The following is a 25,974-nucleotide window of genomic DNA, read 5'->3' on the forward strand; positions in this document are numbered from 1 at the left end:
TCTTCGCGGGTAAACCCGCTCCCACAGGGATCTCACAGAGTCTGAAAGTGGCGCTGTACCTGTGAGAGCGGGTTTACCCGCGAAGAGGCCGGCACTGGCAACATCTCAACGCCCGGCCAACCGCGCCCGGTAGCTTCCGGGGCTTTGCCCGGTCCACTTCTTGAACGCCCGGTGAAACGCACTGGGTTCCTGGAATCCCGTCTGTTCGGCAATCTCGGCAATGCTCAACTCCCCTTCGCGCAGCCGCTCGAAGGCCATTGCCCGGCGTACCTCATCCTTGATCTGCTGGTACGAACGCCCCTCCCGCTCCAGCTGCCGGCGGAAAGTACTGGCACTGACCCGCTGCTGCTGCGCCAGCGCCGCCAGCGTCGGCCACTGCCCATAGCGCCGCGCCCGCAGGTGTCGGTACACCTCGGCCACCAGCCCGTTCTGGTTGCGAAAGCGAATCACCAGCCCCTGCGGCGCGCTGCGCAGGAAGGTTTTCAGGGCCGCCAGGTCCTGTACCACCGGCAGGCGCAGGTAGCCGCTGTCGAACTCCACCTCGGTGCGCCCGCTGCCCAGGCGCAAGTCCGGCCCCCACAGCAGCAGGTCGTCCTCCTGAGCCGGGCGCGACACCGCCAGCTCGGTGCGGTCGATGGCGATCCGCCGCCCGGCCAGCCAGCACAGCATGCCGATCATCAGCACCAGGTAGGTTTCCTCGGCATACACCCGGGTCAGCGGGTCGGCAATGCTCGACTGCACGCTGATCAGCGCCCGCCCGCCACGCACCGTCAGGCTGCCGCGCAAGTCACGCAGGAACAGGCCGAAACCAGCCATGCACTGGCGCAAGGCTTTCTCCAGGTTCGGCTCCAGGATCAGGCCCCGGCAGATCAGGGCGAAACTGCCCGGCGGCATGCCGTGGCTGTCGAGGCGGAAGAACTCGTCGTCCAGGCGCTGGATCAGCGCCAGCCACAGCTGGGCGAAGGCCTTGGCCGGTACACGGGCCTGGGGCTGCTCGAGCAGTTGCGGGTCGATGTCCACCGCACGCAGTTGCGCATCGCGTTCGGCGGGGCAGTCGCGCAGGGCATGGAGCATGGCATTGAGGAAGTACACGGCGACCGAATCGCTATCGCGCATGGCGGTTTTCGCTGTCTATGCTGAGTGGCAAAAAGTGCCAGGTTGTCTGAACAGTTCCGGCATAGGCTGCAACAGAGCCTTTGCCTAGACTCGGTCCCACTCCGGGATTACCGGCCATTCTCGCAGAGCCTGGCCCCGTCCCGCCATGCCTTCGCAATCGGAGCCCCTATGAGCGCCGCAGAAATCTACGTCGTCAGTGCCGTCCGTTCAGCCATTGGTGGCTTTGGCGGTTCCCTCAAGGATCTGCCACTGGCCGACCTGGCCAGCGCCATCACCCGTGCCGCCATCGAGCGCTCGGGCGTGGCCGCCGAGCAAGTCGGCCACCTGGTGATGGGTACGGTGATCCCTACCGAACCGCGTGACGCTTACCTGGCCCGCGTAGCGGCAATGAACGCCGGCATCCCCAAGGAGACCCCGGCATTCAACGTCAACCGCCTGTGCGGCTCGGGCCTGCAGGCCATCGTCTCGGCGGCGCAATGCCTGCTGCTGGGCGACACCGACGTGGCCGTGGCGGCCGGCGCCGAATCCATGAGCCGTGGCCCGTACCTGCTGCCGCAGGCACGCTGGGGCGCACGCATGGGTGACCTGCAAGGCATCGACTACACCGTCGGCGTGCTGCAGGACCCGTTCGAACACTTCCATATGGGCATCACTGCCGAGAACGTTGCGGCCAGGCACGGCATTACCCGCGAAATGCAGGACGAACTGGCCCTGACCAGCCAACGCCGCGCCGCTCGCGCCATTGCCGAGGGCCGCTTCGCCAGCCAGATCGTTCCGCTGGAACTGAAAACCCGCAAGGGCAGCGTGCAGTTCAGCACCGACGAGCATGTGCGTGGCGAGGTGACCGCCGAGCAACTGGCGGGGATGAAGACCGTGTTCAAGAAAGACGGCACCGTTACCGCCGGCAACGCCAGTGGCATCAACGACGGCGCTGGCAGCCTGGTGCTGGCCAGTGGTGATGCGGTACGCCGCCTGGGGCTGAAGCCGCTGGCACGCCTGGTCGGCTACGCCCATGCCGGCGTCGAGCCCGAACTGATGGGCCTAGGCCCGATCCCGGCCACCCGCAAGGTGCTGGAGAAAACCGGCCTGAAGGTGCAGGACCTGGACGTGATCGAGTCCAACGAAGCCTTCGCCGCCCAGGCCTGCGCCGTGGCCCGCGAACTGGGCTTCGACCCGGAAAAGGTCAACCCCAATGGCTCGGGCATTTCCCTCGGCCACCCGGTGGGAGCCACCGGCGCGATCATCGCCACCAAGGCCATCCATGAGCTGCAGCGCATCCAGGGCCGCTACGCCCTGGCCACCATGTGCATCGGCGGTGGCCAAGGCATCGCCGTGATCTTCGAGCGCGTCTGAGGGAACCTGACACATGAACATTGAACAGATTGCCGTGATCGGTGCCGGCACCATGGGCAACGGCATTGCCCAGGTGTGTGCGGTAGCCGGCTACCAGGTGCTGCTGGTGGACGTTTCCGACGCTGCGCTGGAGCGCGGCGTGGCCACCTTGAGCAAGAACCTCGAGCGCCAGGTCAGCAAAGGCACCCTCGACGCCGACAAGGCGGCAGCCGCCCGCACGCGCATTCGCACCAGCACCGACTACACCCGGCTGAGCGGCGCGCAACTGGTGATCGAGGCTGCCACCGAGAACCTGCAGCTCAAGCAGCGCATCCTGCAGCAGGTGGCCGCCAACGTCGCCGGCGACTGCCTGATCGCCACCAACACCTCGTCGCTGTCGGTCACCCAGCTGGCCGCCAGCATCGAGCACCCCGAGCGTTTCATTGGCGTGCATTTCTTCAACCCGGTGCCGATGATGGCGCTGGTCGAGATCATTCGCGGCTTGCAGACCAGCGACAGCACCTACGCCCAGGCGCTGGTGGTGACCGAAAAGGTCGGCAAGACCCCGATCACCGCCGGCAACCGCCCGGGCTTCGTGGTCAACCGCATCCTGGTGCCGATGATCAACGAAGCGATCTTCGTGCGCCAGGAGGGCCTGGCCAGTGCCGAGGACATCGACACCGGCATGCGCCTGGGCTGCAACCAGCCGATCGGCCCACTGGCCCTGGCCGACCTGATCGGCCTGGACACCCTGCTGGCGATCATGGAGGCCTTCCATGAAGGCTTCGGCGACAGCAAGTACCGCCCTGCCCCGTTGCTCAAGGAAATGGTCGCGGCCGGTTGGCTGGGGCGCAAGAGCGGCCGCGGCTTCTTCACCTACTGAGGAGCGAACGCCATGCCCCCGGTCAATGCCGCGATGCGCTGTGCCAACTTTGAAGAGCGACGTGACCGGGCCATGGCGCTGTTTGCCGAAAAGGGTTTTGGCCAGGTCAGCATGCGCGAGCTGGCGGCCCATGTGGGGCTTACCGCAGGCTCGCTGTACCATCACTTTCCCAGCAAGCAGGACTTGTTGTACGACCTGATCGAGGAGTTGTACGAGGAGTTGCAGGCCACCCTGGACCAGGGGCGTCGGGCCATGGCTCGCGGGGCGTCGGCGTTGAGCTGCCTGATTGCCGCGCACTGGCAGCTGCATGCCGAGCGGCCAATGCAGTTTCGCCTGGCGGAGCGGGACTTCTGTTGCCTGAACGACGACCAGCAGGCGCGCCTGGCCTTGTTGCGCAAGCGCTATGAGGCGGGGTTGCTGAGGTTGATCGCACCGCAGGCGAAGTTGCAGGGGCAGGCTCTGGTGGCCACGGCGCATGTGGTGGCGACGCTGCTGAACCAGTTGCCGGGGTTGTTGCAGGCCTTGCCCGAAGAACAGGGGCTGGGGTTGATGGAAAGCATGCTGGTGGGTGGACTGGAGCGGACCCTGCGCTAGCCTGTTGCGGCCTCTTCGCGGGTAAACCCGCTCCCACAGGTACGGTGCAATGTTCAAGGTTTGCACAGTACCCGCGAAAGGGCCTGCGCAGGCTAGCGCAGCAGCGACTGGATCTGCTCGTGCAAGGTATCCAGGTCGAACGGCTTGGCCAGGATCGGTGCCCTGCGGGTGATCGGGCTGCCTGATTCGAGAATCTCCGCCGGATAGCCGCTGATGAAAATCACCTTCAGGTCCGGTCGCAACTTCACCGCCGGTTCGGCAATCTCCACCCCGGAAATCCCGCCCGGCAAGCGGAAGTCCGTCACCATCAGGTCAAGGTGCGGCTTGCTCGCCAGGATCGCGAACGCTTGCTCGCCATCCTCGGCCAGCAGCACGTGGTAGCCCTCACCTGCCAGGTAATCACGCAGAATCATGCGAATCGCCGGTTCGTCCTCGACCACCAGAACCACATCTTGTGCATCTTCACTCATGTCAACGCCTTGAAATACATGCAGCTGGCCATCAGACCCCAGGCTCAGGCAGAGGTTGCCCGTAGCTGGTCGTTTTGTTGTTCGCAGGTTGCCAGTGGCAATTGCAAGGTGAAGTTGGCGCCTTTACCCTCTTCACTCTCGACCAGTATGCGCCCGCCGTGGGCCTGGACGATCTGTTCCGATATGTAGAGCCCAAGGCCCAACCCACCAATGGCACGCTGGGTGGCGACCCGCTCGAACTGCTGGAAGATGCGCTGCTGGTTGGCCACGCTGATGCCGATGCCGTGGTCCTGCACCTGCACGCACGCCAGGCCATCCTGCTCGAACACCCGCACCTGCACCGGTTTGCGCTCACCATAACGCAAGGCATTGGACAACAGGTTGGCCAGCACCTGCTCAATGCGAAATTCGTCCCACTCACCCTGCAGCGGCTCGCAGCGTTGCAACTCGATATGGGTGCCCAATGCTGTGGCCTGGGCAGCAAAGCTATCCACCAGGCCACGCACCAACTGGCCAAGGTCGAACGCCTTCGGCCGCAGCGACAGTTTGCCGGTACGGATGCGCGACACATCGAGCATGTCTTCGACCAGGCGGATCAGGCTGTTGATCTGCCGCTCGTCGCGCTCGACCATGGCCTGCAGTTTGTCGCCGCTGAAGGCGGCGAAGTTGCCGCGCGCCAGGTGCAGCTTGCGCAGCTGGGTTTCCAGGATCAGGCCATTGAGCGGAGTGCGCACCTCGTGGGACACGATCGACATGAAGTCATCACGCATGCGCACGGCATGCTCCAGTTCACCCCGTACCGTTTGCAGCTGGGCCAGCAGCAGTTCCTGCTCCTGGCGGCTGCGCTCCAGGGCCTGCAACTGGCGGTCGAGCACCTTGCGCTGGCAGTACAGGTCGACGAACACCGACACCTTGCTTTTCACCGCCAGGGTGTCGAGCGGCTTGTGCAGAAAGTCCACCGCGCCGCTTTCATAACCCTTGAACGCGTAGTTCATCTCGCGCCCGGCGGCGGTGACGAACACGATGGGGATGTTGCGGGTCTTTTCCGTGCCGCGCATCAGCTCGGCCAGCTCGAAACCGTTCATGCCCGGCATCTGCACGTCGAGGATGGCCAGGGCGAACTCGTGCTCGAGCAACAGCGACAACGCTGCCTCGGCCGACTGGGCCTGGTGCACCTCGCGGTCTTCGCCCTGGATCAGGGCGTCGAGGGCCAGCAGGTTTTCTGGCAGGTCGTCGACGATCAGCAGTTTGGCGATGGTGTGGCTTGGCATGCGCTGGATTCCAGGGCGGCGAGCAATCGCTCGATGCCACTCAGAGAAAGAATATGGTCGGGCTGATGCAGGGCCAGGGCGGCCTCCGGCATCAGCGCCACCTGTGCGTCACAAGGGTCCTGGACCACGGTCCGGCCCCCATTGTGCTTGATATAGGCCAGGCCTTCGGCACCATCCTGATTGGCACCGGTGAGCAGCATGCCCAGCAGACCGGCACCGTAGGCATCGGCCGCCGACATGAACAGGTAATCGATCGCCGGTCGGGAAAAATGCACCGGCGGCTCCTGGCTCAGCGACAGGGTCAGGTCACGCTCCACCGACAGGTGGTAACCCGGCCCGGCCACGTAGATCTGCCCGGCGCGCAGCGGCTGCTTGTCACGGGCCTCGCACACTGGCCGCTGCAGGCGGCGCTGCAACACCTCGGCCAGCTGGCTGTGGCGCTCATCCGGCAGGTGCAGCACGCATACCACCGGGATGGCGAAGCCGGCCGGCAACCCGCCCAGCACGCTGAACAGCGCCGTCACGCCACCCGCCGAGGCGCCGATCACCACCGCATGCACGCCGTTCATGCTTTGCGGTAGATCCGTTCGGGCTTGACCAGCGGCTCGAAACGCTCGCTGTAGGCGGAAAAGTCCACCGATTCCTTGCTACCCAGCACCAGGAAGCCGCGGTGGCACAGGGACTCATGGAACAGGCCCAGGGCGCGGTCCTGCAGTGCCTTGTTGAAGTAGATGAGCACGTTGCGGCACGACACCAGCTGGGTTTCGGAAAACACGCTGTCGGTGGCCAGGCTGTGGTCGGCGAAGGTCACGTTGTCGCGCAGGGTGCTGTCCATGATGGCGTTGCCGTAGGCCGCCGTGTAGTACTCGGCAAAGTCCCGCCGGCCACCGGCGATGCGATAGTTTTCGGCGTACTCGCGCATGCTCTGCATCGAGTAGATGCCCTGCTTGGCCTTGTCCAGCGAATGCGGGTTGATGTCGGTGGCATAGATGATGGTGCGTTCCAGCAGGCCCTCCTCGCGCAGCAGGATGGCCATCGAATACACCTCCTCGCCCGTGCTGCAGCCGGCAATCCACACCTTGATCGACGGCCAGGTACGCAGCAGCGGCACCACCTCGTTGCGCAGCGCCACGTAGTGCCCCGGGTCGCGGAACATCTGGCTGACCGGGATCGTCAGGTACTGCAGCAACTGCATGAACATGCCGGGGTCACGCAACACGCGTTCCTGCAACGCCGACACCGTCAGGCAGTCGAACTGGCGCAGCGCATGCAGGATCCGGCGCTTGATCGACGCGCCGGAATAGTTGCGGAAATCGTAGCTGTACTTGAGGTAGATGGCCTCGATCAGCAAGCGGATTTCGATATCGGTGTTACGTTCGCTAGTCAAATTCGCTCCAGTTGCGGCAGCCACACACGGATCAGCGAGAACAAGCGGTCCAGGTCGATCGGCTTGGCCAGGTAATCGTTGGCGCCGGCCTGCAGGCAACGCTGCTGGTCATCCTTCATCGCCTTGGCGGTCACGGCAATGATCGGCAGCTTGCGCCAGCGCGGTTGCTGGCGGATCAGCCGGGTGGCCTCGAAGCCGTCCATCTCCGGCATCATCACATCCATCAGCACCAAATCGATGTCGTCATGCTGCTCCAGGCGCTCGATGGCCTCGCGGCCGTTGCGGCCGATTTCGACGATCGCGCCCTTGTGCTCCAGCGCGCTGGTCAGGGCGAAAATGTTGCGCACGTCATCATCCACCAGCAGCACCTTGCGGCCTTCGAATACCTTGTCGCGGCTGCGCGCGGTCTTGAGCATGCGCTGGCGTTCGTTGGACAGCTGCGACTCGACCTTGTGCAGGAACAGCGTCACTTCGTCGAGCAGGCGCTCCGGCGAGCGGGCGCCCTTGATGATGATCGAGCGCGAGTACTTGAGCAGGTCGGCCTCTTCTTCGCGGGTCAGGTTGCGCCCGGTATACACGATCACCGGCGGGAAGGCGCGGATGTCCTCGGCGGTCATGCACTTGAGCAGCTCGTTGCCGAGCATGTCCGGCAGCTTGAGGTCGATGATCATGCAGTCGTAGATGTTCTCGCGCAGCAACGCCAGGGCATCCTGGGCCATGGCCACGGCGGTGATCTCAACATCGTCGTCGCCAATCAGGCGGGCAATGCTCTCGCGCTGCAGGTCGTCGTCCTCCACCAGCAGGATGTGCTTGAGCTTTTGGGTCAGCTTGGCCTCCAGGCGGGCGAACACTTCCTTGAGTTGTTCACGGCTGGTGGGCTTGACCGCGTAGCCGACGGCGCCCAGGTGCATGGCAGCCTCGACCCGGTCTTCCACGGAAATGATATGCACCGGGATGTGCCGGGTGCCAGCCTGTTCCTTCAGGCGTTGCAGCACGGTCAGGCCGGAATGGTCGGGCAGGCGCATGTCCAGCAGGATGGCATCGGGGATGTACTGGGCGGCCAGCTCGAAGCCCTCGTCGGCGCACTGCGCCACCAGGCAGCTGTAACCCAGCTCGTGGGCCAGGTCGAAGAGGATGCGGGCGAAGTTCGGTTCGTCCTCGATCACCAGGATGCAGCGGTTGTCGAACGGCGCGCGTTCACGGTCGTCGGCGAACGCCGCTGTCGGGCGCTTCGGCGCCACTGCCACCGCTGCCTGCGGCGCGGGTGGCAGGCTATCGACCGCCGGGCGCAGGCTGAGCGGCTCGATATCCTGCGCCACGCGCTCATAGTGCTCCGGCAGGATCAGGCTGAACACGCTGCCCTGGCCGGGGCTGCTGTCGACGCTGATCTGCCCGCCCAGCAGGTGCGCCAGGTCGCGGGAAATGGACAGGCCCAGGCCGGTGCCGCCATAACGGCGGTTGCTGGTGCCATCGACCTGGTGGAAGGCGCCGAAGATCGCCTGCTGCTGATCGGCGGCGATGCCGATGCCGGTATCGCGCACGGCAAAGACGATACCGGTGCCAGGCTGGTAACCGATGTTCAGGCTGACCTGGCCGCGCTCGGTGAACTTGATGGCGTTGGACAGCAGGTTCTTGAGGATCTGCTCCAGGCGCTGGCGGTCGGTGAACAGAGTGGCCGGGACCTGCGCCTCGGCAGTCACCTCGAAGGCCAGGCCCTTGTGCCCGGCCAATGGCTCGAACATGCCGCGCAGGCCTTCGACCAGGCGCTCCACCTGGGTGGTTTCGGGGCGCACTTCGAGCTTGCCGGCCTCCACCTTGGCGATATCGAGAATGTCATTGATCAGGTTGAGCAGATCGTTGCCGGCCGAGTAGATGGATTCGGCGAACTTGACCTGCTCGGCGCTGAGGTTGCCCTCGCCGTTCTCCGCCAGCAGCTTGGCCAGGATCAGCGAGCTGTTCAGCGGCGTGCGCAGCTCGTGGGACATGTTGGCGAGGAACTCGGACTTGTACTTGCTCGACCGCTGCAGTTCCTCGGCGCGCGCCTGCAGCTCGTCCTGGGCCTGGAGCAGTTCGTCATTCTTGCGGTCCAGCGCTTCGGTGCGCTCGGACAGCTGTTCGTTGGTCTGCTCCAGCTCCGCCTGCTGGGTTTCCAGGTGGGCCTGGGACTCCTTGAGCACGCGGGATTGCTCTTCGAGCTCTTCGTTGGCAGTTTTCAGCTCTTCCTGCTGCACCTGCAGCTCTTCGTTCAGTTGCTGGGTCTCGGCCAGCACGTCCTGCAGGCGCTGGCGGTAGCGGGCACTTTCGATGGAGATGCCGAGGTTGTCACTGAGCCGCTGCAGCAGCTCCTCGTCACGCGCCTGCAACGGCCGCAGGAAGCCCAGCTCCAGCACGCCGTTGATCTGCCCGTCGTTGCGCGTCGGCATCAGCAGGGCACTGCGCGGCAGGCCCCGGCCCAGGCCGGAACTGAGGTAAAAATAGTCTTCGGGCAAGTCTTCCAGGCGCAGTAGCCGCGCTTCGCGCACGGCCTGGGCCAGCAGGCCCTCGTGATCACCCAGCACCTGCTCGCGGGCCTGCTCCTCGGCATTCAGGCCATAGCCGGCCACACGCACCAGACGGCCATGCTCGTCACGCACGTACAACGCGCCCACTACGCAGCCCAAATGCCCGGCGAAGAAACGCAGGATGTTGTCACCGAGCATGGGCAGGGTCAGTTGGCCCAGCACCTGTTCGGCCAGTTGGGTCTGCTCATTGCGCAGCCAGGCCTGGTGCTCCAGGCGCTCGGCCGAGCGCTGCTGGGCCTTGATGTTTTCGTCATAGGTCGCCGACAGCGCCAGCAGGTCGCGCCGCCCGAGGTAGGCCAGCAAGGCGCTGAGGCCGACAATGAATAGTACAAAGGACGATATGACCGTGACCGTGACACGGCTGACCTTTTCGTTGCGCGCCATGCGCAGCTGTTGTTCGCTGCCGATCAGGCCGTCGAACTCCTTGCGGATCTCATCGGTCAGGCGCTTGCCGCGGCCGCTGCCGATCGAAGCGCGGTATTCACCCTGGCTGCGGCGCAGGGCGATCATCTCGTTGGCGAAGGCGTTCCAGGCCTGCTGCAGGGCGATCAGCCGGTCGATGCGCTCGACCTGTTGCGGGTTGTCGCCGACCATCCCGCGCAAGCTCTGCAGGCTGCCAAGGATGCGCGGCTTGGCCACCTCGTAGGGGTCGAGGAAACGCTCTTCGCCGGTGAGAAGGAAGCCACGCATGCCGGTTTCCATGTCGATCGACAGCTTGACCGTTTCGTTGGCATTGCCGATCACCTGGTCGGTGTGCTCGACCCACTGCATGGCCGAAAGCAGGTAGTTGATCACCGCGACGAAGGCCACGGCCCCCAGCAGGCCCACCCCCAGAGGTAGGCCGACGTTGCGGCTCAACAGCTTGCGGAAGCTTCGCTGGTCCATCGAGGCTGCTTGCATCATGTGAGAACGCCCGAGCTAGAAAAGTCCATTGAAAGGTGTGGCGGATCAGTCGTTGTCGTTATCTGCCACTGTGCCGTCCTGTTAAGCGAGTCTAACCAGCTTTGCCAGGTCTGGCAGGGCATTTAGCCAGTATTTGAAGGCAGCGTAGGCCGATCGTTCCATCTGATTGCAGGGCCCGGTATTCTCGGGAACTTCTGCTGCCGTCCGGTGCACAGATTAAAGACATTCATTTGCACAGGATCCGAACCATGCACCTTCTGGTAGTCGAAGACGACGACATCGTACGCATGCTGATGGTCGAAGTGCTCGACGAGCTGGGCTACACGGTCATCGAGGCGGAGCATGCCAACGCGGCGCTGAGCATTCTCCAGGACCCGGAGCAGCAGCTGGCGCTGATGATGACCGATGTGGGGCTGCCAGACATGCGCGGCGAAGAGTTGGCAGCCAAGGCGCGCGAACTGCGGCCGCAGTTGCCGGTGCTGTTCGCCAGTGGCTATGCCGAGAGTTTCGATGTGCCGGAGGGCATGCAGCTGATCGGCAAGCCGTTCAGCATTGAGCAGTTGCGGGAAAAGGTGCAGGCCATTCTGGGGCCGGCCTGAGACCGGTGTTGCCTGCTTCGCGGGTGACCCCGCTCCCACAGGGACCGCACGGCCTCGAACCTGGCGCTGTACCTGTGGGAGCGGGTTTACCCGCGAAGAGGCCGGTACAGGCAAAGCACCTCACAGTTCCCTGCGCAACAGATAGGTATCCATGATCCACCCCTTGCGCCCCCGTTCCCGCTCTCGTACTTCCAGTATCCGCGCCTTCACCGCCTGCAACGGCCCGGCAATCAACACCTCATCCTCGGTCCCCAGGTACGCGCCCCAGTAGATCATCAACGCCGGGTCATCGAGCCGGGCAAACGCACACTGCCCGTCGAGCATCACCAGCACATTGTCGATCTGCCCCTGCCCGGCCAGACGCCGCCCGGGCAACACGGTCAATGGCTCACCGATTCGGTTGAGCGGCAGCTGATGACGTGCCGCCAACGCCTGCACGCTGCTGATGCCTGGAATTACCTGCAGCCGCAGCGCCACACCGCGCTCACGGACCAAGTCAAGAATGCGCAGTGTACTGTCGTAGAGAGTCGGCTCGCCCCACAACAGAAAGGCACCGGTTTCCCCAACGCCAATCTCCTGCTCGATCAGTTGGGCATACAGCGCCGCACGCTGGTGGTGCCAGTCCTGCACTGCACCCAGGTAGTCATCCGCCTGGCCATTGCGTGCAGGGTCGACCACCTGCACCAGGCGGTAGCCGCCCTCGGGCCGGTAACGTTGCAGGATGGCCTTGCGCAGGCGCACCAACTCGTCCTTGTCGCTGCCTTTGTCGAGCACGAAGACCACGCTGGCCTGGCGCAGCGCATCGACCGCCTCATAGGTGACCTGGCGCGGGTCACCCGGGCCGATACCGATCAACAACAGCTCTTTCATTGCCCTGCCCTTTGCGGGACCCTGCAGCCATTGTCAGGTGGCTGCCGGTATTTGGCAAAGCGACCCGTTAGAAGATGGAGAAGTTGTAGCTGACAATGACTCGCGTCTCGTCCATGTCACGCGCCCATTTTTCATAATTGCTGCGGTAAGTGGAGTTACGCAGGCGCACGCTGACGTCCTTGAACGTGCCACTTTGCACCTGGTACTTGAACTCGGTGTCGCGTTCCCACTCTTTGCCTTCGGCGGTGCTGCCCGGCACCTTGATATTGTCACCGTTGATGTAACGGGTGAAGAAGGTCAGGCCGGGCACACCCAGGGCCTTGAAGTCATAGTCATAACGCACCTGCCAGGAGCGTTCCTGGGCGGCGGCGAAGTCGTTGACCTGGGCATAGTTGACCAGGTACGGGTTGCTGCCATCCAGGTATGGCATGGCACTGTCGCCATACATGCGCTGCCAGCCGGCACTGAGCTTGTGGCCACCCAGGCTGTAGCCGAGCATGCCGCTGAACGCGCGATGGTCGATTTCGCCGGCGCGGGCATTGCCGATGTCATCGCTCTTGATCAAGCGCAGGTCGGCCGACAGGCTACCCACCGCCAACGGCTGGCTGGCCAGCAGGCCGAGGAAGTGCTGGCGGTAGATGTTCTCCAGCTTGGCCACCTGGTACTGGGCACTGAACCGCTCGTTGAAACGGTAATCGACACCGGCCAGGTCAAAGTGGTCAGCCTCGATATCGCAGGCATAGCGCTTGTTCTTGCAGTGCACGCGAATGTCCTGGCGGTCGGTGGAGTCCCGTGCGGTGTACTTGTCCAGGCGGGCCAGGGTGAACTTCAGGTCGCGCACTTCTTCGGAAGTTAGCATGGCACCATGGAACATGGTCGGCAGCAGGCGGCCATCGTTGTACTTGAGCAGCGGCACGTCCGGCATCAGCGAGCCGTACTTGAGCACGGTATTGGAAACCTTGACCTTGGCCGCCAGGCCCATCTTCGCGTACTGGTCCGCCGAGTGCCGCGGGTCGTGGCCGGAAGACGGCAGCAGGCCGCTGTTACTGTCCGCCGGGCTGGAGTCAAGTTTGAAGCCGAACATGCCCAGCGCATCCACGCCAAAACCTACCGGCCCCTGGGTATAACCCGACTGCACATTGAGGATGAAGCCTTGTGCCCATTCTTCGCGTTTGGACGCACCCTGGCTGGAACTACTGTGGCCGTCACGAAAATCCCGGTTGAAATAGACATTGCGTGCTTCGACCTTGGCACTGCTGTCTTCAAGAAAACCGGCGGCCTGGGCATTGACGCCGGCACACAACAGGAACAGGCCGGCAACACGACGCCCGGGGGCGAGGGGGAAAGGGGCAAACATGCGAGAAAACATCCAGAATCAAGGCGGGTAAACAACCTGTGGCACGTGCTGGCCACGGTACTGCGAGGGGACCGAACAATAGCCGGCCATCATCTGATGATTATCGTGCAAAGGCTCTGGAACGGGCCATTGGACCATGGTCTAAGCACGCCACAAGGCAACTGCGGAAAACCCGGGAAATACCGCACGCAAAACTAGGAAAGTTCCCGGCTTACTTACAAAAAGTTTGCAGTTTACCCAGTACCCACGAATGACTACACTCGATATCAGCGAACAGCAGAACCCACCTGCGTGGCCGGCGTTTTTATTCTTCTTCAATGTTCGTCACGCCCTGCCACGACCGACGTACAGGAGTGATTACAGTGTCCAGACTTGCAGAGTTTCGTGCTGCCGAAAAAGCGCTTCAGGAACAGATGGCACAACTGGAAGCGTTGAAAAAGGATGCCGGCCTCAAACGCGAAATCGAATTCGAGCAGAAACTAGTCGGCCTGATGAAAAGCTATGACAAGAGCCTGCGCGATATCATCGCCATCCTCGACCCGAAGGCCGTGGCCCGGGTTCCCAGTGCAGCACCCAAGCAACAGCGGCGCCCGCGCGTGGTGAAGGTTTACACCAACCCGCACACCGGCGAGCGGATCGAAACCAAAGGCGGCAACCACCGCGGCCTCAAGGCCTGGAAAGAACAGTACGGAGCCGCCACCGTAGAAAGCTGGGTACGCTGATGAAACGTCCACACGCACTTCACACTTTTTTCACAAGGGCTGGCTCAGTATCGAGACAGCTAAAGGACTAGCGACCCCATCACGCGCCCGCACATGCGGGCCTCTAATTCCAGCGCCCTGCCTCGTGCAGGGCGCTTTCATTTGCGCAATCGGCGCACTGCCGTATCATGGCCAGCCTGTCTGTTTTGCCGGCGCCCTGCGCCCGGCCTCGTCTCAGGAGTTCCCATGAGCCTGCACGATCTGCAAACCCTGCCTGGCGTCACCGCCCAACCGGACGCCGCCACCGCCCAGTTCGTCTTCAACCACACCATGCTGCGGGTCAAGGATATCGAGAAGTCCCTGGACTTCTACACCCGCGTACTGGGCTTCCGCCTGGTGGACAAGCGCGACTTCCCCGAAGCTGCCTTCAGCCTGTACTTCCTGGCCTTGGTCGACCCGGCGCAGATCCCCGCCGATGACAACGAACGCCACCAGTGGATGAAATCGATCCCCGGTGTGCTGGAGCTGACCCACAACCACGGCACCGAAAACGATGCCGCGTTCGCCTACCACAATGGCAACACCGACCCGCGCGGTTTTGGCCACATCTGCGTCTCGGTACCAGACGTACGCGCCGCCTGCGCGCGCTTCGAGGCACTGGACGTGCCCTTCCAGAAACGCCTGCAGGACGGGCGCATGAACCACCTGGCCTTCATCAAGGACCCTGACGGTTACTGGGTCGAAGTCATCCAGCCGACCGAACTCAGAGGCTAGGCGTTCATCCCCGCGCGCTCGTCGGGCCGGGAACTCCCGGCCCCTTGCTGTGGTATATGAAGGTAACTGCTTCACATGCCACAGCGAGGTAAGGACGATGCAATCTCTTCACTGTGAATACCGCAAGCACACCATCACCGCCAGCGTGATGCCCCACCCGGACTCCCCCCTGCCCTATGCCGTCGGCTGCCTGATCACCGACCCCGACGGGCACACCAGCAAGCGCATGTCGATGCCGATGAAGTTCTTCTCCGATCTGGAGAATGCGCAGCATGTGTCGCTGGCCCATGGCCGGGCGCTGGTCGACCAGCAGCTGGATGAAGGGCACAAGGTGTTCTGACCTTGTTAATACGCCTGTGCCGGCCTCTTCGCCGGTAAACCCGCTCCACAGGGATAGCGCCGCCGCTAAATGCCAGCGCTATCCCTGTGGGAGCGGGTTTACCCGCGAAAGGGCCGACACAGGAATAATCAGATATCCCGGGCGTACGCCACCGCCGCCTCCACCTGCGCCTGGGTGGGTCTCACCCCGGTGTATAGCACGAACTGCTCCAGCGCCTGCAGCGCAATCACCTCCAGCCCGGTGATCACCGGCTTGCCCAACGCCTGCGCCCGCTGGATCAACGGCGTGCGCGCCGGCATCGCCACCACATCGAACACCCGCTCCGCCGCGGCGATGGCGTTCTCGGAAAACGCCAGCTCCTCGGCCTCCGGCCCGCCCGCCATGCCGATCGGCGTCACGTTCACCAGCATGGGTGGGCACCGATCCCCCAGCTCCGCCGCCCAGCGATAACCGCATACATCCGCCAGCTGCCGCCCGGCCTGCTCATTACGCGCAACAATGATGCCATCGGCGAACCCGGCATCGCGCAGGGCACTGGCCACGGCCTTGGCCATGCCACCACTGCCGCGCAAGGCAAACGCCGTGGACGGGGCGACTTTGTGCTGTTCCAGCAACTGGCGCACGGCCAGGTAATCGGTGTTGTAGGCCTTCAGGTGGCCATTGGTATTGACCAGGGTATTGACCGACTCGATGGCCGCCGCCGACGGATCGATCTCGTCGACCAGCGCCATGCAGGCTTCCTTGTACGGCATCGACACCCCGCAACCGCGGATACCCAAAGCGCGGATACCCGCCACCGCCGCCGGCAGGTCATCGGTGCGCATGGCCTTGTAGTAGAAGGCCAGGCGCAACTGCTGGTACAGGTGGTTGTGGAACCGCACCCCGAAGGTGCCAGGGCGGCCGGCCAGGGAGATGCACAGCACGGTATCTCTGCTGGGAGTTATCGACATAACCTGCTCCTTTGTCATAACTGAAACGTTTGTGCAGCGTAACAGAGGCAACCACTGGTCGTCCCTTACACAACCTTTACCGTTCCCCTGTGCTCAGCTGACGGAGAGTGGAGTCATAGTAATAGGACCCCACACTTGGGGTGTTCTTGCGAGGGTTGCTTTATGAACCGTCACATTCCCGGAATCACCCTGCTGGTCGGTGCCCTGGCCATCAGCGGGTCCGCTGTCGCCCACGGCGGCCATGGCCATGGTGGTGGTTGGTATGGCCCGGGCCCGCTGCTGGGTGCGGCGGTGGTTGGCGCCGTGGTCGGGGCGACGGTGTATGGCGGGCGGGACCGTACCGTGTACGTCGAGCGCCAGCCAGTCTATTACGCGCCGCCGGTGTACGTGCAACCACCGCCACCGCCGGTGTACTACCAGCCGTACTACGCACCAGCGCCACCGCCCCCGGGCTACCGCACCTACTATGGCCCGCCGCCGGTGTACTACGGCCCGCCGCGCTGGTAAGTGTTGATGGAACCAATGACCACTATCGAGGAAGTTAATTTCAAACCGCCCCGGCTGCTGCGTAAGGTAGGGCCATGTTTTACAGGAGGTCCACATGGCCACTATCCAGATCATGTCCGTTGTCGGCAGTGCCGTCCCCCTCCCACTGCGTGAGCAGGGGTTGCTGGCGTGCTGGTATCTGGTGCGCAACGGCGAAGCCGTAAGCGGCCCGATGCCGACCCTCTCCTCGGCCCAGGCCCTGGTCGAACAGTTGCAGCCAGGCACCCTGGTCGCCTGACCCGTATTTGTTGTGCGTTGCTCCCTACGCCCTTCTGGCCCGCCTACCTGGCGGGTCTTTTTTTATGCCTGGCATGGTTTGCGTGATGCCGGCGCTCGATCTACGCATCACCTGAAAACCAGAGACAGACACCTGGTAGCCTTGAGCCCATCTCCCGACGAGCCATATTGTCTCCACACAGAAAAAGCCCGCCTGCATGGGCATTGAACACCATGGCCCTGCCGCTTGCGTCATCCATCAAGCTTGCCGCCGGGGCGGGCGATCCCCTCGCCCTGGGCAGTGACCTGGCGGGCGGGATGGCCGACCCGACTGGTCAGCGCTTCGATCTTGCCTTCCAGCCGCCCTACGGTTACCACCAGCTCATTGCGCTCTTTGGCGAGCTGATCGGCCCTGGCCTGCGCTTCTCTTCGGGCGTCGCGCTCGATATCGAGCAGTTCGTTCAGGCGCCGGACCACGCCAATATCAGCGGAGTCCATCGCACGGTCGGCCGCATCCCTGGACAGCCACTTGCGCAGCCAGAGGAATGCGCCCAGCAACACCGTGCCCGTTCCGCCCAGCCAGGTAACGGTGCCCGGGCCGAGGTCAGTCGGATCCATGAAAACCTCATTACGGATGGTGATGTCGTAAGCCCTGGAGAATGGCTTCTCGGGGGCTTTCCTTGTTTACACAATTAATTTAGCCTTAAGCTAATTCAATGGCAAGAGCAATTTAGCTTTGCGCACATTTAGCAGTAAGCTAAACACTGGCATGCTTCGCCTCATGGACATCTACGAAATTCGCAAGCACAACCTGATCAAGCTGATCGGTAGCCAGAGAAAGGGATCCTGCGCAGAGCGCTGGGGGATGGCGCCTGCGCACCTGAGCCAGATCCTTTCGGACAAGACCGCGAAGAACCTGGGCGACGACGTGGCCCGCAGAATCGAGGGCATCGAAGGATTGCCGCGGGGCTGGTTCGACGCAATGGCAGCGGGCGACCAGACGCAGGCGCCAGTCGAGGCTGGCGACAGCAAGCTTTCCGCGGCCGACCTGGTCAAGCAAATGCTTGCCAGAAGCGGCAGAGGCATCCCCGAAGAAACCCGGCAAAGGCTATTGGCCGCCGCCGAAGAGCCGACAGACTCGACGCTGGTGAAGGCTGAACTTGTTCGGCCTGGCCTGGTGGGCGACGAAGTGTGGATTGCCCATTATGACGTCCGGGCAGCCATGGGCGGCGGGCAGATCCCCCACGACTACCCCGAGATGTTCAAGGATGTTCGCGTCAGCCCCAGCCACCTGCGCGAGCTGGGCGTGGAGTTCAGCGAGCACCACCACCTGAAGATGGTGACCGGCTGGGGCCAGTCGATGGAACCGACCATCAAGCATCGCGACCCACTGATCGTGGACGTCAGCATCCGCGAGTTCGTCGGCGATGGTATCTACTTCTTCTCCTGGGGTGACCACATCTACATCAAGCGGCTGCAGATCGCTGACGAAGACCATTTCGAGATGATTTCCGACAACTCACGGCACAAGGACCGCATGATTCGCCGGGAAGAGACCTACATCCAGGCCAGGGTGCTGCTGGTATGGAATGCGCACCTTGTGTAAAGCGAAGCCCGCCAACCCGGCGGGCTTTTTCTGATGCTCAGAAAGGTGCCGCCTCCTCAACCTGCTGTTCGCTGTCCTGCTCGACGATAAAATCGTCGCGGTCCTCCACGCTACTGCGCTCCCAGCGCACCGTCACACTCGCGTCGTCGTTGAAGGTCAGCTGCAACTCGGGCGTCTCGGCCAGCAGGCCCATCACCTCCTCCCACTCAGCATCACCGTCGGTATCCAGGCGATGCACCGTCACCCAGCGCTGCGTCTGCGCGAGCGGGTGGTTGATCATCGCTGACACGCGCAAGCTCAGCCGCTCTATTCCGGTCATCTCCTGGCATGTATGGGGCGTCGACTTGATGTGCTTAGACATATTCCTATCCTGACAGCTGTATATTCGTACAGTATTCAAGGAAAGCTTATCTCACCGCCAAATCAAGCGTAAAGCCCCGCTGCGGAAAATTTTCGCCACCAGGTAATTTGTCGCCAAGCGAAATAAATTTAGCTACAGGCTATTGACTGATATTTAGCGTGAGGCTAAATTTCCTCCAGCAGCCGCCGCTGTGCTGCTGCACAAACCGTAATCTTTATTCAGGAGTTCCCCCATGAGCGTAGATATCAGCAACCTCACCCTCGCCATTCCGGTAGCCGAATCGTCGATCAACCCCGTAGCGATCGAAGTCACCGGCACCGAAGCGATTGCTCAATACCCAACCTACGTGTCAGTGCTCAGCGATGGTTCGATTCAGTTGTTTGCCCCCACCAAAGGCGCTTCGAGCAAAAGCACCCACAGGACCCGCTGCGAGTGGTCAGAGCCGCAATACTGGCCCCTGGGCAGCGCGCAGAATCACTGGAACCGCCAGGAAATGACGCTGACCAAAGTCAACTGGGCGCAGAAGGTGGTCATCGCGCAGATGCACGTCTACGGGGACGACAGCCCGCCGGTGAAGGTGTTCTGGAAGAAGGGCGACATCACCCTGGGGTTTCGGCGGACCTACAACCAGACTGACCCGATTAACTCGACAGTGCTCAAGGGGGTACCGCTGGGGGCGAAGTTCGAGGTGAGCATCCACGCCACCTCGGCAGGCGTGGTCACCGTTACCGCCAAGTGCAACGGGATGACCGGTTCGTCCGGCGATCTACAGTTCGACAGCACCTGGGCTTCGCGGCTATTCGAGTTCCACGGCGGAGTCTATAACCAGGTGGACTACACCGATACCACGCCGGTCGATGATGGCTCGATCTGTATCATCAGCGAACTGTCGCTGATCCATGCCTGAGCCCAGGCTGCCGGCAAGACCTCCCGATGCCCTGCGCGCCAGCGCAGGTTGCGTCGGGATGGCGCTGGACTACGCGCGATGTGGTGTTTTTCACCTACGAAATGGGCTACAGGATTAAATTTCGTTCACCTTGCGCCCTTTAGTCATAAGGCATTCGACAGGGTTTGGGCCATACTCCACAATGCAGCGGTTTTTAGGGGGAAAACCCTTGCACAGCCAATGACATACCAACTTTTAGTGAGCCTCAACGTGAAAACATCCCTGTCCATCCTCAGCCTGCTGCTGTTGCTCACAGGTACTGCCACCCTTCCGTCGACCGCTGCTGCACAACCCCCGGCCCAGGTTCAACGTGACCCGTCCAAGCTGCATCTCGCCTCTGGCAGTGCCCTGCTGATCGACCTGAACACCAACCAGGAGCTCTATTCGAGCCACGCCGACCGCGTGGTGCCGATTGCCTCGGTGACCAAACTGATGACGGCGATGGTGGTGCTGGATGCCAAACAGCCCATGGGTGAGATGCTCACCATGACCATTGCCAACAACCCGGAAATGAAAGGCGTGTATTCGCGTGTGCGCCTGGGCAGCCAGCTCGACCGCCGCGAAACCTTGCTGATTACCCTGATGTCATCGGAAAACCGTGCGGCCAACACCCTGGCCAACCATTATCCCGGCGGCTACCCGGCGTTCATCAAGGCGATGAATGCCAAGGCCCGCAGCCTGGGCATGGTGCACACCCGCTACGTCGAACCGACCGGCCTGTCGACGCAGAACGTATCCACGGCCCGCGACCTGGCCAAGCTGCTGATGGCCTCGCGCAAGTACCCGATGCTGAGTGAACTGTCGACCACCCGCGAGAAGACCGTGGCCTTCCGCAAGCCCAACTATACCCTGGGCTTCCGCAACACCGACCACCTGGTGAACAAGAGCAACTGGGACATCAAGCTGACCAAGACCGGTTTCACCAATGAAGCCGGGCACTGCCTGGTGCTGCTGACCCGCATGGACAACCGCCCGGTGGCCATGGTGATCCTCGATGCCTTTGGCAAGTACACCCACTTCGCCGATGCCAGCCGCATGCGCCAGTGGCTGGAAACCGGTGCCGCCAAGCCGGCACCGGCGGTGGCCATGCAGTACAAGGCGGAGCGGCAGAACAAGAGCCGGCTGGCGGCCGAATAACCTGATCCGGAAATGACGGCGCCTGCACGGGCCCCATCGCCGGCAAGCCAGCTCCCACAGGGATAGCACCAGGCCTGCAGGCGATGGGCTGCACAGCAGCCCCAAGGCTGTCAGGCCGTGGTGCTGACCATCCCGCCCGCGCTGCTGCCGCCGGTCTTCTGCAGTGCTTCGAGCAACTGCGCGGTGGCCTGCATGATTTCACCACTGATGGTCGCGATACTCGCCTGCTTGGCGGTCACGGCTGCCAGCTTGGTCGTTTCGTCCATCTTCTGCGCCATCAACTGGGCCAGTTGCTTCTGTTCCTCGGCCAATTGCTTCTGTAGCTTCTTGATCATCTCGCGCAATTGCCTGATGTGCGCAGGCTCCGAACTCTCACTGCTGCCCTGGGCACCTTGAGCCTGGCCACCACCGGTCACTTTCGACGTGTCGACCTGAGTGCCGGCCCCATTCTCTTCAGTCTTTTGCGCATTCTGGCTGTCGGTGGCCTGGGTTGCGCTCATCGCCTGGGCCGTGGTGCGGATGCTGACTGCTGCAATACCTGTCATGTCTTTCTCCCTATGTTGCAAATGGGTCCTTGGCTTGTTCTGCCTATCGGCCGACAGGCACAGGTCTTTAGCCCTCTGTGGCAAGTGGCCAGTCAACCACCAGTAAATTCCCCATCGTTTGGCTCGTTCCACCCAATGTACAAGCGCAGGCGCCGGTCCCTCCCGGCGAGCGTCCACATTCGACCATTATGGAACCGCAGCCATGAGCCAGTCTGCAAACCCGGAAACCATCAAGGACCTGATCGGTGTGGGCTTCGGCCCTTCCAACCTGGCCCTGGCCATCGCCCTGGAAGAACTCGCCGAGTCCCAGGGCCATGCCCTTGACGCGCTGTTCATCGACAAACAACAGGACTACCGCTGGCACGGCGAAACCCTGGCCACCCAGAGCGAGCTGCAGATCTCGTTCCTCAAGGACCTGGTGTCGCTGCGCAACCCCACCAGCCCCTACAGCTTCGTCAACTACCTGCACCAGAAGCAGCGCCTGGCCGATTTCATCAACCTCGGCACCTTCTACCCCTGCCGGCTCGAGTACAACGACTACCTGCGCTGGGCCGCCGAGCACTTCGCCACCCAGGCGGCATATGGCGAGGAAGTGCTACGCATCGAGCCGGCAGTGCACGCGGGTCGGGTCGAGCACCTGCGCCTGGTCTCGCGCGACGCCCAAGGCCGCGAATACAGCCGCCGCACCCGTTCGGTGGTGGTCGGCAGCGGCGGCACGCCGAAAATCCCGGAAAAGTTCGGCGCCTTCAAGGACGACCCTCGAGTATTCCATCACTCCCAGTACCTGAGCAGCCTGAACAAGTTGCCGTGCGCCGCCGGCAAGCCGATGCGCATTGCCGTGATCGGTTCGGGCCAGAGCGCCGCCGAGGCGTTCATCGACCTCAATGACAGCTACCCGTCGGTCAAGGTCGACATGATTTTGCGTGGTTCGGCCCTCAAGCCTGCCGACGACAGCCCGTTCGTCAACGAGATCTTCTCGCCGGACTACACCGACCTGGTCTACAACGAACCGGCCGACCAGCGCAGCAAGCTGCTGGGCGAATACCACAACACCAACTATTCGGTGGTCGACCTCAACCTGATCGAACGCATCTACGGCATCCTCTACCGGCAGAAGGTTGCCCACCAGTACCGCCACAACGTGCTGTGCCGGCGCCAGGTTGAAGCCGTGGTGGCCACCCGCGAAGGCCTGGAACTGACCCTGCGTGACCTCGCCACCGGCCAGCAGCAAACCCACCGCTACGACGCGGTGATCCTCGCCACCGGCTACGAACGTCGCTCGCACCGTGACCTGCTGGCACCGCTGGCCGGCTACCTGGACGATTTCAGCGTCGACCGCAACTACCGCGTGCTGGCCAGCCCCGACCTGCAGGCCTCGGTGTACCTGCAGGGCTTCTGCGAAAACAGCCACGGCCTGAGCGACACCCTGCTCTCGGTGCTGCCGGCGCGCGCCGCGGAAATTGGCCGCGCGCTGTACCAAGACCTGGCGCAGCTGCACGGCAAGGCACAACCGGCAGTGACGCTGACCCGCGCCTGATCCCCGACTTCACACCTTCCAGGCCGGCCTCTGTCAGTTAGCGTCACATTGGGGCTGCTATGCAGCCCATCGCCTGCACGCCCGCTCCCACAGGTGCCGCACAATTCTTTAGGTCTGCGCTGTACCTGTGCGAGCGGGCGTGCCCGCGAAGCATTCAACGCGGTGGCAGGCACCGGCTACGCCGGTGTTCACGGGCAAGCCCGCAAGCAGCATCAGGCCTTGGCACCCTGAAACATTTGCTTGCATTTAAAACGGCAGGTTTTCGATTCTCATTCGTCTTTATCAGTACAGCCCCTGTTTGGCTGGGCACACGCTCGACTCCCCCATTGCAGAAGACCGTCAGATGGCCAAATCACCGAAAAAATCCAGATCCAGGCTGTGGTTCCTGGTCCACAGCTGGCTCGCCTTGCCGATCTGGTTCTTTGTCCTGATCGTCTGCTTCACCGGCATGCTCGCCGTGGTCAGCCAGGAAATCGTCTGGCTGGCCGACCCGACAGTGCGTGCCAACAAGCCCGACACCGACATCGAGCGCCTGAGCTTCCAGCAGGTACTGGAGGCCTTGCACAAGGCCGAGCCGGACATGGTGGTGGAGCGGCTTAGCCAGCCCGACGGTTCGCACTTCGCGATCAAGGCCGATGTCACCCTGCCTGACGGCACCAGCCCGACGCTATATGTGAACCCCTACACCGGGGCCATCCAGGGCAAGACCCCGGACTTCAACTTCGAAGCCTTCACCCGCGCCCTGCACGGCTGGTGGCTGGTGCCGTTCACCAACGGTTTCAGCTGGGGCTGGTACCTGGTGTCGCTGCTCGGCCTGCCCATGCTGGCTTCGCTGGTCACCGGCCTGGTGGTGTACAAGAAGTTCTGGAAGGGCTTCTTCAAGCCGCTGCGCACCGGCCATGGTTCGCGGATTTTCTGGGGCGACCTGCACCGCCTGGCCGGGGTCTGGTCGATCTGGTTCATTGCGGTCATTTCCATCACCGGCACCTGGTTCCTGATCCAGGCGATCCTGGCCGACAACCACATCACCATTTCCAGCCGGCCCATCGTGCCGGTGATCGCCCGTGAGGACGTGCCGCAAACCCCGACTGGCAGCCCGGCACCGCGCATCGACCTGGATGAAGCGGCACGCATCGCCGGCCTGGCGATCCCGGGGCTGCAGACCAACTTCATCTCGCTACCGGCCACCGCCTACAGCCACGTCACCCTGGCCGGGCCGGGTTGGTACCCGCTGATGTTCCAGAGCGCTTCGGTGAACCCGTACACGCGTAATGTCGACAGCCAGTTCCTGATCAGCGACCGCTCGGCGCTGGAGTTCGTCACCGAGTCCATGCGCCCACTGCACACCGGTGATTTCGGCGGCCTGCCGATCAAGCTGGTGTGGTTCTTCTTCGGCCTGGTCCTCACCTTGATGGTGTTCAGCGGCTTGCTGATCTGGACCAAGCGCACCGCCCAGGCCACCACCGCCGCCCTCAAGCGCGGCGAGCGCGTGCCGCGCATGGCGCGCAATGAACCCCCTGTGGAGATCCGCCCATGAGCCAGGTTCAAGCCGTGCCCGCCAGCCCGCTGAAGCAACGATGGCTGAAGTGGCGTTTTCACCTGAACATCCTGCTGATCCTCATCCCGCTGGGTTTCATGCCCAAGTACTTCGCCGACGCCAAGCTGTTCCGCGGCGAAGCGGGGCTCGGCGCCAATGTGATCAACGACATCCAGGTCGGCCCCTATACCCTGGACCTGGCCGAACTGCGTGACGAAGCCCCCCGCACCGACGGCCCGGCCGGCCACTTCAAGGTCTTCAATGCATCGTTGTGCAAGGCCTGCATCAACGGCGTCAAGGCGGCCTACCTGCGCATCGGCAAACCGCGCAGCCTGCGCGCCGCCGGCACCATTTTCTTCGGTGCGCCGTACAACATGGGCACCTCGTTACCGATCCCGCCACGCACCAAGCCCGACGCGCAGATCTGGATCACCCTGGAAGGCTGGGACGGCAGCATGCACCAGGCGTCGGTCCCCCTGGCCAAGGCATCGCCAGCCACCGTGGCCTGGCTCGAGAAACAAGGAGGCAAGAAATGAAGCACGTGATGCGCACCCTTACCCTGCCCTTGCTGGCGCTGGCCGCCGGCCCGGCTCTGGCGCACAACCCGATGTGTGAATGCGAAGAACTGGCCAGCGGCCAGGTCAAGTGCACCGGCGGTTTCTCCGACGGCAGCGGGGCCCCCGGGGTAACCCTGGATGTGATCGGCTACGACGAACAGGTGCTGGTCGGCGGCAAGCTCGGTGATGACTCGACCCTGACCTTCAAGCGCCCGGACGGCGAGTTCTACGTGCTGTTCGATGCCGGCCCCGGGCACGTGGTGGAAGTCGATTACGCCGATATCGCCCAGCCATGAGCCGCGCCCAAGTGATTCGCCCGGCGGGCGCCGGGCACGAAACCCTGTACGTGCTGTTGGTCAGCCTGCTGATCGTGATTTTCGCCACCAGCGTGGTGCTGCTGCGCGGCGAACGCGAAGACGAACAGGCCATTGCCAGCTATCAGATTGACGCCCGTCGCGACCTCACCGCCGCCGAGCAAGGCCTGTACACCGACCTGCGGGTAGCCTTCGACGAGATCCAGTTGCTGCGCGAAGAAAACGCCGCCGCACCCAGCGTACAGGCCCTGGCCGAGGAGGGCCTGCCGCCGTTCGTGACCGATGCCGGCAGCCAGAGCCGCGGCAGCCACCAATGGTCGTGGCTGGAACCCGGGGCCTACCTGGGTCGCAGCCAAGCCCCGGCACTGGCCGGCAGCCTGCTGCTGATCCTGCCGGCCGACAGCACTGGCCAGGCCGATGTCTGGCTGCGCCGCGACAGCGCCGCCGTAACCCCCGACGACCTCACCCAGGCCGCCCTGATCGCCGCCGGTTGGCAGCAGGTGGTCAGCCACTACGACGCCGGGGTCACCCGCGAACACCGTCACTGAACCCAAGGACTCCCCC

29 protein-coding genes are annotated in these 25,974 nt (G+C 63.2%); 17 read left to right on the forward strand and 12 right to left on the reverse strand.

Going from position 1 to position 25,974, the window contains the following annotated elements; translation table 11 throughout:
* Positions 1-105: 105 nt before the first annotated feature.
* Complete coding sequence (locus tag FQ664_RS18000) at positions 106-1,116, reverse strand: AraC family transcriptional regulator (protein WP_144173822.1); 1,011 nt, start codon at positions 1,114-1,116, stop codon at positions 106-108.
* A gap of 168 nt (positions 1,117-1,284) precedes the next feature.
* On the opposite strand from FQ664_RS18000, the gene FQ664_RS18005 reads away from it, so the two are divergent.
* The 3 genes from FQ664_RS18005 to FQ664_RS18015 are packed head-to-tail and all read left to right on the forward strand — an operon-like array spanning position 1,285 to position 3,925.
* The gene (locus FQ664_RS18005; RefSeq protein ID WP_144173824.1) at positions 1,285-2,469 is read left to right on the forward strand and encodes an acetyl-CoA C-acyltransferase family protein; all 1,185 of its coding nucleotides are present in this window, start codon (positions 1,285-1,287) and stop codon (positions 2,467-2,469) included.
* Between the two features lie 13 nt (positions 2,470-2,482).
* Positions 2,483-3,331, forward strand: coding sequence for a 3-hydroxybutyryl-CoA dehydrogenase (locus tag FQ664_RS18010; RefSeq protein ID WP_144173826.1), 849 nt, complete (start codon positions 2,483-2,485; stop codon positions 3,329-3,331).
* Positions 3,332-3,343: 12 nt separating this feature from the next.
* Positions 3,344-3,925, forward strand: a complete 582-nt coding sequence (locus tag FQ664_RS18015; protein ID WP_144173828.1) for a TetR/AcrR family transcriptional regulator — start codon at positions 3,344-3,346, stop codon at positions 3,923-3,925.
* Between the two features lie 92 nt (positions 3,926-4,017).
* Here the strand turns inward: FQ664_RS18015 and FQ664_RS18020 are convergent, their stop codons facing one another.
* Genes FQ664_RS18020 through FQ664_RS18040 form a run of 5 tightly spaced genes read right to left on the reverse strand, consistent with a single transcriptional unit; the run spans position 4,018 to position 10,517 of the window.
* Positions 4,018-4,395, reverse strand: coding sequence for a response regulator (locus FQ664_RS18020; RefSeq protein ID WP_144173829.1), 378 nt, complete (start codon positions 4,393-4,395; stop codon positions 4,018-4,020).
* A 44-nt stretch (positions 4,396-4,439) separates the two neighbouring features.
* The gene (locus tag FQ664_RS18025) at positions 4,440-5,666 is read right to left on the reverse strand and encodes a hybrid sensor histidine kinase/response regulator (RefSeq protein WP_144173831.1); all 1,227 of its coding nucleotides are present in this window, start codon (positions 5,664-5,666) and stop codon (positions 4,440-4,442) included.
* Positions 5,636-6,235, reverse strand: coding sequence for a chemotaxis protein CheB (locus FQ664_RS18030; RefSeq protein WP_144173833.1), 600 nt, complete (start codon positions 6,233-6,235; stop codon positions 5,636-5,638). Before FQ664_RS18030 ends, FQ664_RS18025 begins: the two co-directional genes overlap by 31 nt.
* The gene (locus FQ664_RS18035; RefSeq protein ID WP_144173835.1) at positions 6,232-7,053 is read right to left on the reverse strand and encodes a CheR family methyltransferase; all 822 of its coding nucleotides are present in this window, start codon (positions 7,051-7,053) and stop codon (positions 6,232-6,234) included. Before FQ664_RS18035 ends, FQ664_RS18030 begins: the two co-directional genes overlap by 4 nt.
* Positions 7,050-10,517 carry a response regulator gene (locus FQ664_RS18040; protein WP_144173836.1) on the reverse strand — a complete coding sequence of 1,156 codons (3,468 nt, stop codon included), beginning with the start codon at positions 10,515-10,517 and terminating at the stop codon, positions 7,050-7,052. The genes FQ664_RS18035 and FQ664_RS18040 overlap by 4 nt, the downstream gene beginning before the upstream one ends.
* A 248-nt stretch (positions 10,518-10,765) precedes the next feature.
* Here FQ664_RS18040 and FQ664_RS18045 point away from each other — a divergent pair, with 248 nt between their 5' ends.
* Positions 10,766-11,116, forward strand: coding sequence for a response regulator (locus tag FQ664_RS18045; protein ID WP_144173837.1), 351 nt, complete (start codon positions 10,766-10,768; stop codon positions 11,114-11,116).
* Between the two features lie 120 nt (positions 11,117-11,236).
* On the opposite strand, the gene cobF is transcribed toward FQ664_RS18045, so the two are convergent.
* Positions 11,237-11,986 carry a precorrin-6A synthase (deacetylating) gene (cobF, locus tag FQ664_RS18050; RefSeq protein ID WP_144173838.1) on the reverse strand — a complete coding sequence of 250 codons (750 nt, stop codon included), beginning with the start codon at positions 11,984-11,986 and terminating at the stop codon, positions 11,237-11,239.
* Positions 11,987-12,053: 67 nt separating this feature from the next.
* On the reverse strand, positions 12,054-13,343 hold the full coding sequence (locus FQ664_RS18055) for an OprD family porin (protein ID WP_144173839.1): 1,290 nt from the start codon (positions 13,341-13,343) through the stop codon (positions 12,054-12,056).
* Positions 13,344-13,705: 362 nt separating this feature from the next.
* On the opposite strand from FQ664_RS18055, the gene FQ664_RS18060 reads away from it, so the two are divergent.
* The 3 genes from FQ664_RS18060 (at position 13,706) to FQ664_RS18070 (ending at position 15,158) form a co-directional block, all read left to right on the forward strand.
* Entirely contained in the window at positions 13,706-14,065 is a 360-nt protein-coding gene (locus FQ664_RS18060; protein ID WP_144173840.1) for a histone-like nucleoid-structuring protein, MvaT/MvaU family, read from the forward strand.
* 225 nt (positions 14,066-14,290) lie between these two features.
* Positions 14,291-14,818, forward strand: a complete 528-nt coding sequence (gloA, locus tag FQ664_RS18065; protein ID WP_144173841.1) for a lactoylglutathione lyase — start codon at positions 14,291-14,293, stop codon at positions 14,816-14,818.
* 97 nt (positions 14,819-14,915) lie between these two features.
* Positions 14,916-15,158 (forward strand): hypothetical protein, encoded by a 243-nt coding sequence (locus FQ664_RS18070; protein ID WP_144173842.1) that lies wholly within the window; start codon positions 14,916-14,918, stop codon positions 15,156-15,158.
* Positions 15,159-15,286: 128 nt separating this feature from the next.
* Here the strand turns inward: FQ664_RS18070 and FQ664_RS18075 are convergent, their stop codons facing one another.
* Complete coding sequence (locus tag FQ664_RS18075; protein ID WP_144173844.1) at positions 15,287-16,108, reverse strand: shikimate 5-dehydrogenase; 822 nt, start codon at positions 16,106-16,108, stop codon at positions 15,287-15,289.
* Positions 16,109-16,270: 162 nt separating this feature from the next.
* Between FQ664_RS18075 and FQ664_RS18080 the strand changes: the two genes are divergently transcribed.
* Positions 16,271-16,615, forward strand: a complete 345-nt coding sequence (locus FQ664_RS18080; protein WP_144173845.1) for a hypothetical protein — start codon at positions 16,271-16,273, stop codon at positions 16,613-16,615.
* A 94-nt stretch (positions 16,616-16,709) separates the two neighbouring features.
* Complete coding sequence (locus FQ664_RS18085) at positions 16,710-16,892, forward strand: hypothetical protein (RefSeq protein ID WP_144173846.1); 183 nt, start codon at positions 16,710-16,712, stop codon at positions 16,890-16,892.
* Positions 16,893-17,122: 230 nt separating this feature from the next.
* Here FQ664_RS18085 and FQ664_RS18090 read toward each other — a convergent pair whose 3' ends face one another.
* A complete protein-coding gene (locus tag FQ664_RS18090) occupies positions 17,123-17,488 on the reverse strand; it encodes a chemotaxis protein (protein ID WP_144173847.1) in 366 nt (121 codons plus the stop codon).
* A gap of 163 nt (positions 17,489-17,651) precedes the next feature.
* On the opposite strand from FQ664_RS18090, the gene FQ664_RS18095 reads away from it, so the two are divergent.
* Positions 17,652-18,476, forward strand: coding sequence for a S24 family peptidase (locus FQ664_RS18095; RefSeq protein WP_144173848.1), 825 nt, complete (start codon positions 17,652-17,654; stop codon positions 18,474-18,476).
* 37 nt (positions 18,477-18,513) lie between these two features.
* Here FQ664_RS18095 and FQ664_RS18100 read toward each other — a convergent pair whose 3' ends face one another.
* Complete coding sequence (locus FQ664_RS18100; RefSeq protein ID WP_144173849.1) at positions 18,514-18,837, reverse strand: DUF1654 domain-containing protein; 324 nt, start codon at positions 18,835-18,837, stop codon at positions 18,514-18,516.
* Positions 18,838-19,069: 232 nt separating this feature from the next.
* Between FQ664_RS18100 and FQ664_RS18105 the strand changes: the two genes are divergently transcribed.
* Positions 19,070-19,744: a polysaccharide lyase family 7 protein gene (locus FQ664_RS18105; protein WP_144173851.1), complete on the forward strand. Its 675-nt coding sequence runs from the start codon at positions 19,070-19,072 to the stop codon at positions 19,742-19,744.
* 249 nt (positions 19,745-19,993) lie between these two features.
* On the forward strand, positions 19,994-20,920 hold the full coding sequence (pbpG, locus tag FQ664_RS18110) for a D-alanyl-D-alanine endopeptidase (RefSeq protein ID WP_144173853.1): 927 nt from the start codon (positions 19,994-19,996) through the stop codon (positions 20,918-20,920).
* 110 nt (positions 20,921-21,030) lie between these two features.
* On the opposite strand, the gene FQ664_RS18115 is transcribed toward pbpG, so the two are convergent.
* Positions 21,031-21,465, reverse strand: coding sequence for a kinetochore Spc7 family protein (locus FQ664_RS18115; protein ID WP_144173855.1), 435 nt, complete (start codon positions 21,463-21,465; stop codon positions 21,031-21,033).
* A gap of 202 nt (positions 21,466-21,667) precedes the next feature.
* On the opposite strand from FQ664_RS18115, the gene FQ664_RS18120 reads away from it, so the two are divergent.
* The 5 genes from FQ664_RS18120 to FQ664_RS18140 all read left to right on the forward strand — a co-directional run bounded on the left by FQ664_RS18120 (position 21,668) and on the right by FQ664_RS18140 (position 25,958).
* A complete protein-coding gene (locus FQ664_RS18120; protein WP_144173856.1) occupies positions 21,668-23,002 on the forward strand; it encodes a lysine N(6)-hydroxylase/L-ornithine N(5)-oxygenase family protein in 1,335 nt (444 codons plus the stop codon).
* A 343-nt stretch (positions 23,003-23,345) separates the two neighbouring features.
* Positions 23,346-24,539 carry a PepSY-associated TM helix domain-containing protein gene (locus tag FQ664_RS18125; RefSeq protein ID WP_144173858.1) on the forward strand — a complete coding sequence of 398 codons (1,194 nt, stop codon included), beginning with the start codon at positions 23,346-23,348 and terminating at the stop codon, positions 24,537-24,539.
* Positions 24,536-25,075 carry a thiamine pyrophosphate-binding protein gene (locus FQ664_RS18130; protein WP_144173860.1) on the forward strand — a complete coding sequence of 180 codons (540 nt, stop codon included), beginning with the start codon at positions 24,536-24,538 and terminating at the stop codon, positions 25,073-25,075. The genes FQ664_RS18125 and FQ664_RS18130 overlap by 4 nt, the downstream gene beginning before the upstream one ends.
* Positions 25,072-25,392 (forward strand): hypothetical protein, encoded by a 321-nt coding sequence (locus FQ664_RS18135; protein WP_144173862.1) that lies wholly within the window; start codon positions 25,072-25,074, stop codon positions 25,390-25,392. Before FQ664_RS18130 ends, FQ664_RS18135 begins: the two co-directional genes overlap by 4 nt.
* The gene (locus FQ664_RS18140) at positions 25,389-25,958 is read left to right on the forward strand and encodes a DUF6162 family protein (protein WP_144173864.1); all 570 of its coding nucleotides are present in this window, start codon (positions 25,389-25,391) and stop codon (positions 25,956-25,958) included. Before FQ664_RS18135 ends, FQ664_RS18140 begins: the two co-directional genes overlap by 4 nt.
* Positions 25,959-25,974 lie beyond the last annotated feature (16 nt).

Source organism: Pseudomonas persica (assembly GCF_900291015.1).
Lineage (GTDB): Bacteria > Pseudomonadota > Gammaproteobacteria > Pseudomonadales > Pseudomonadaceae > Aquipseudomonas.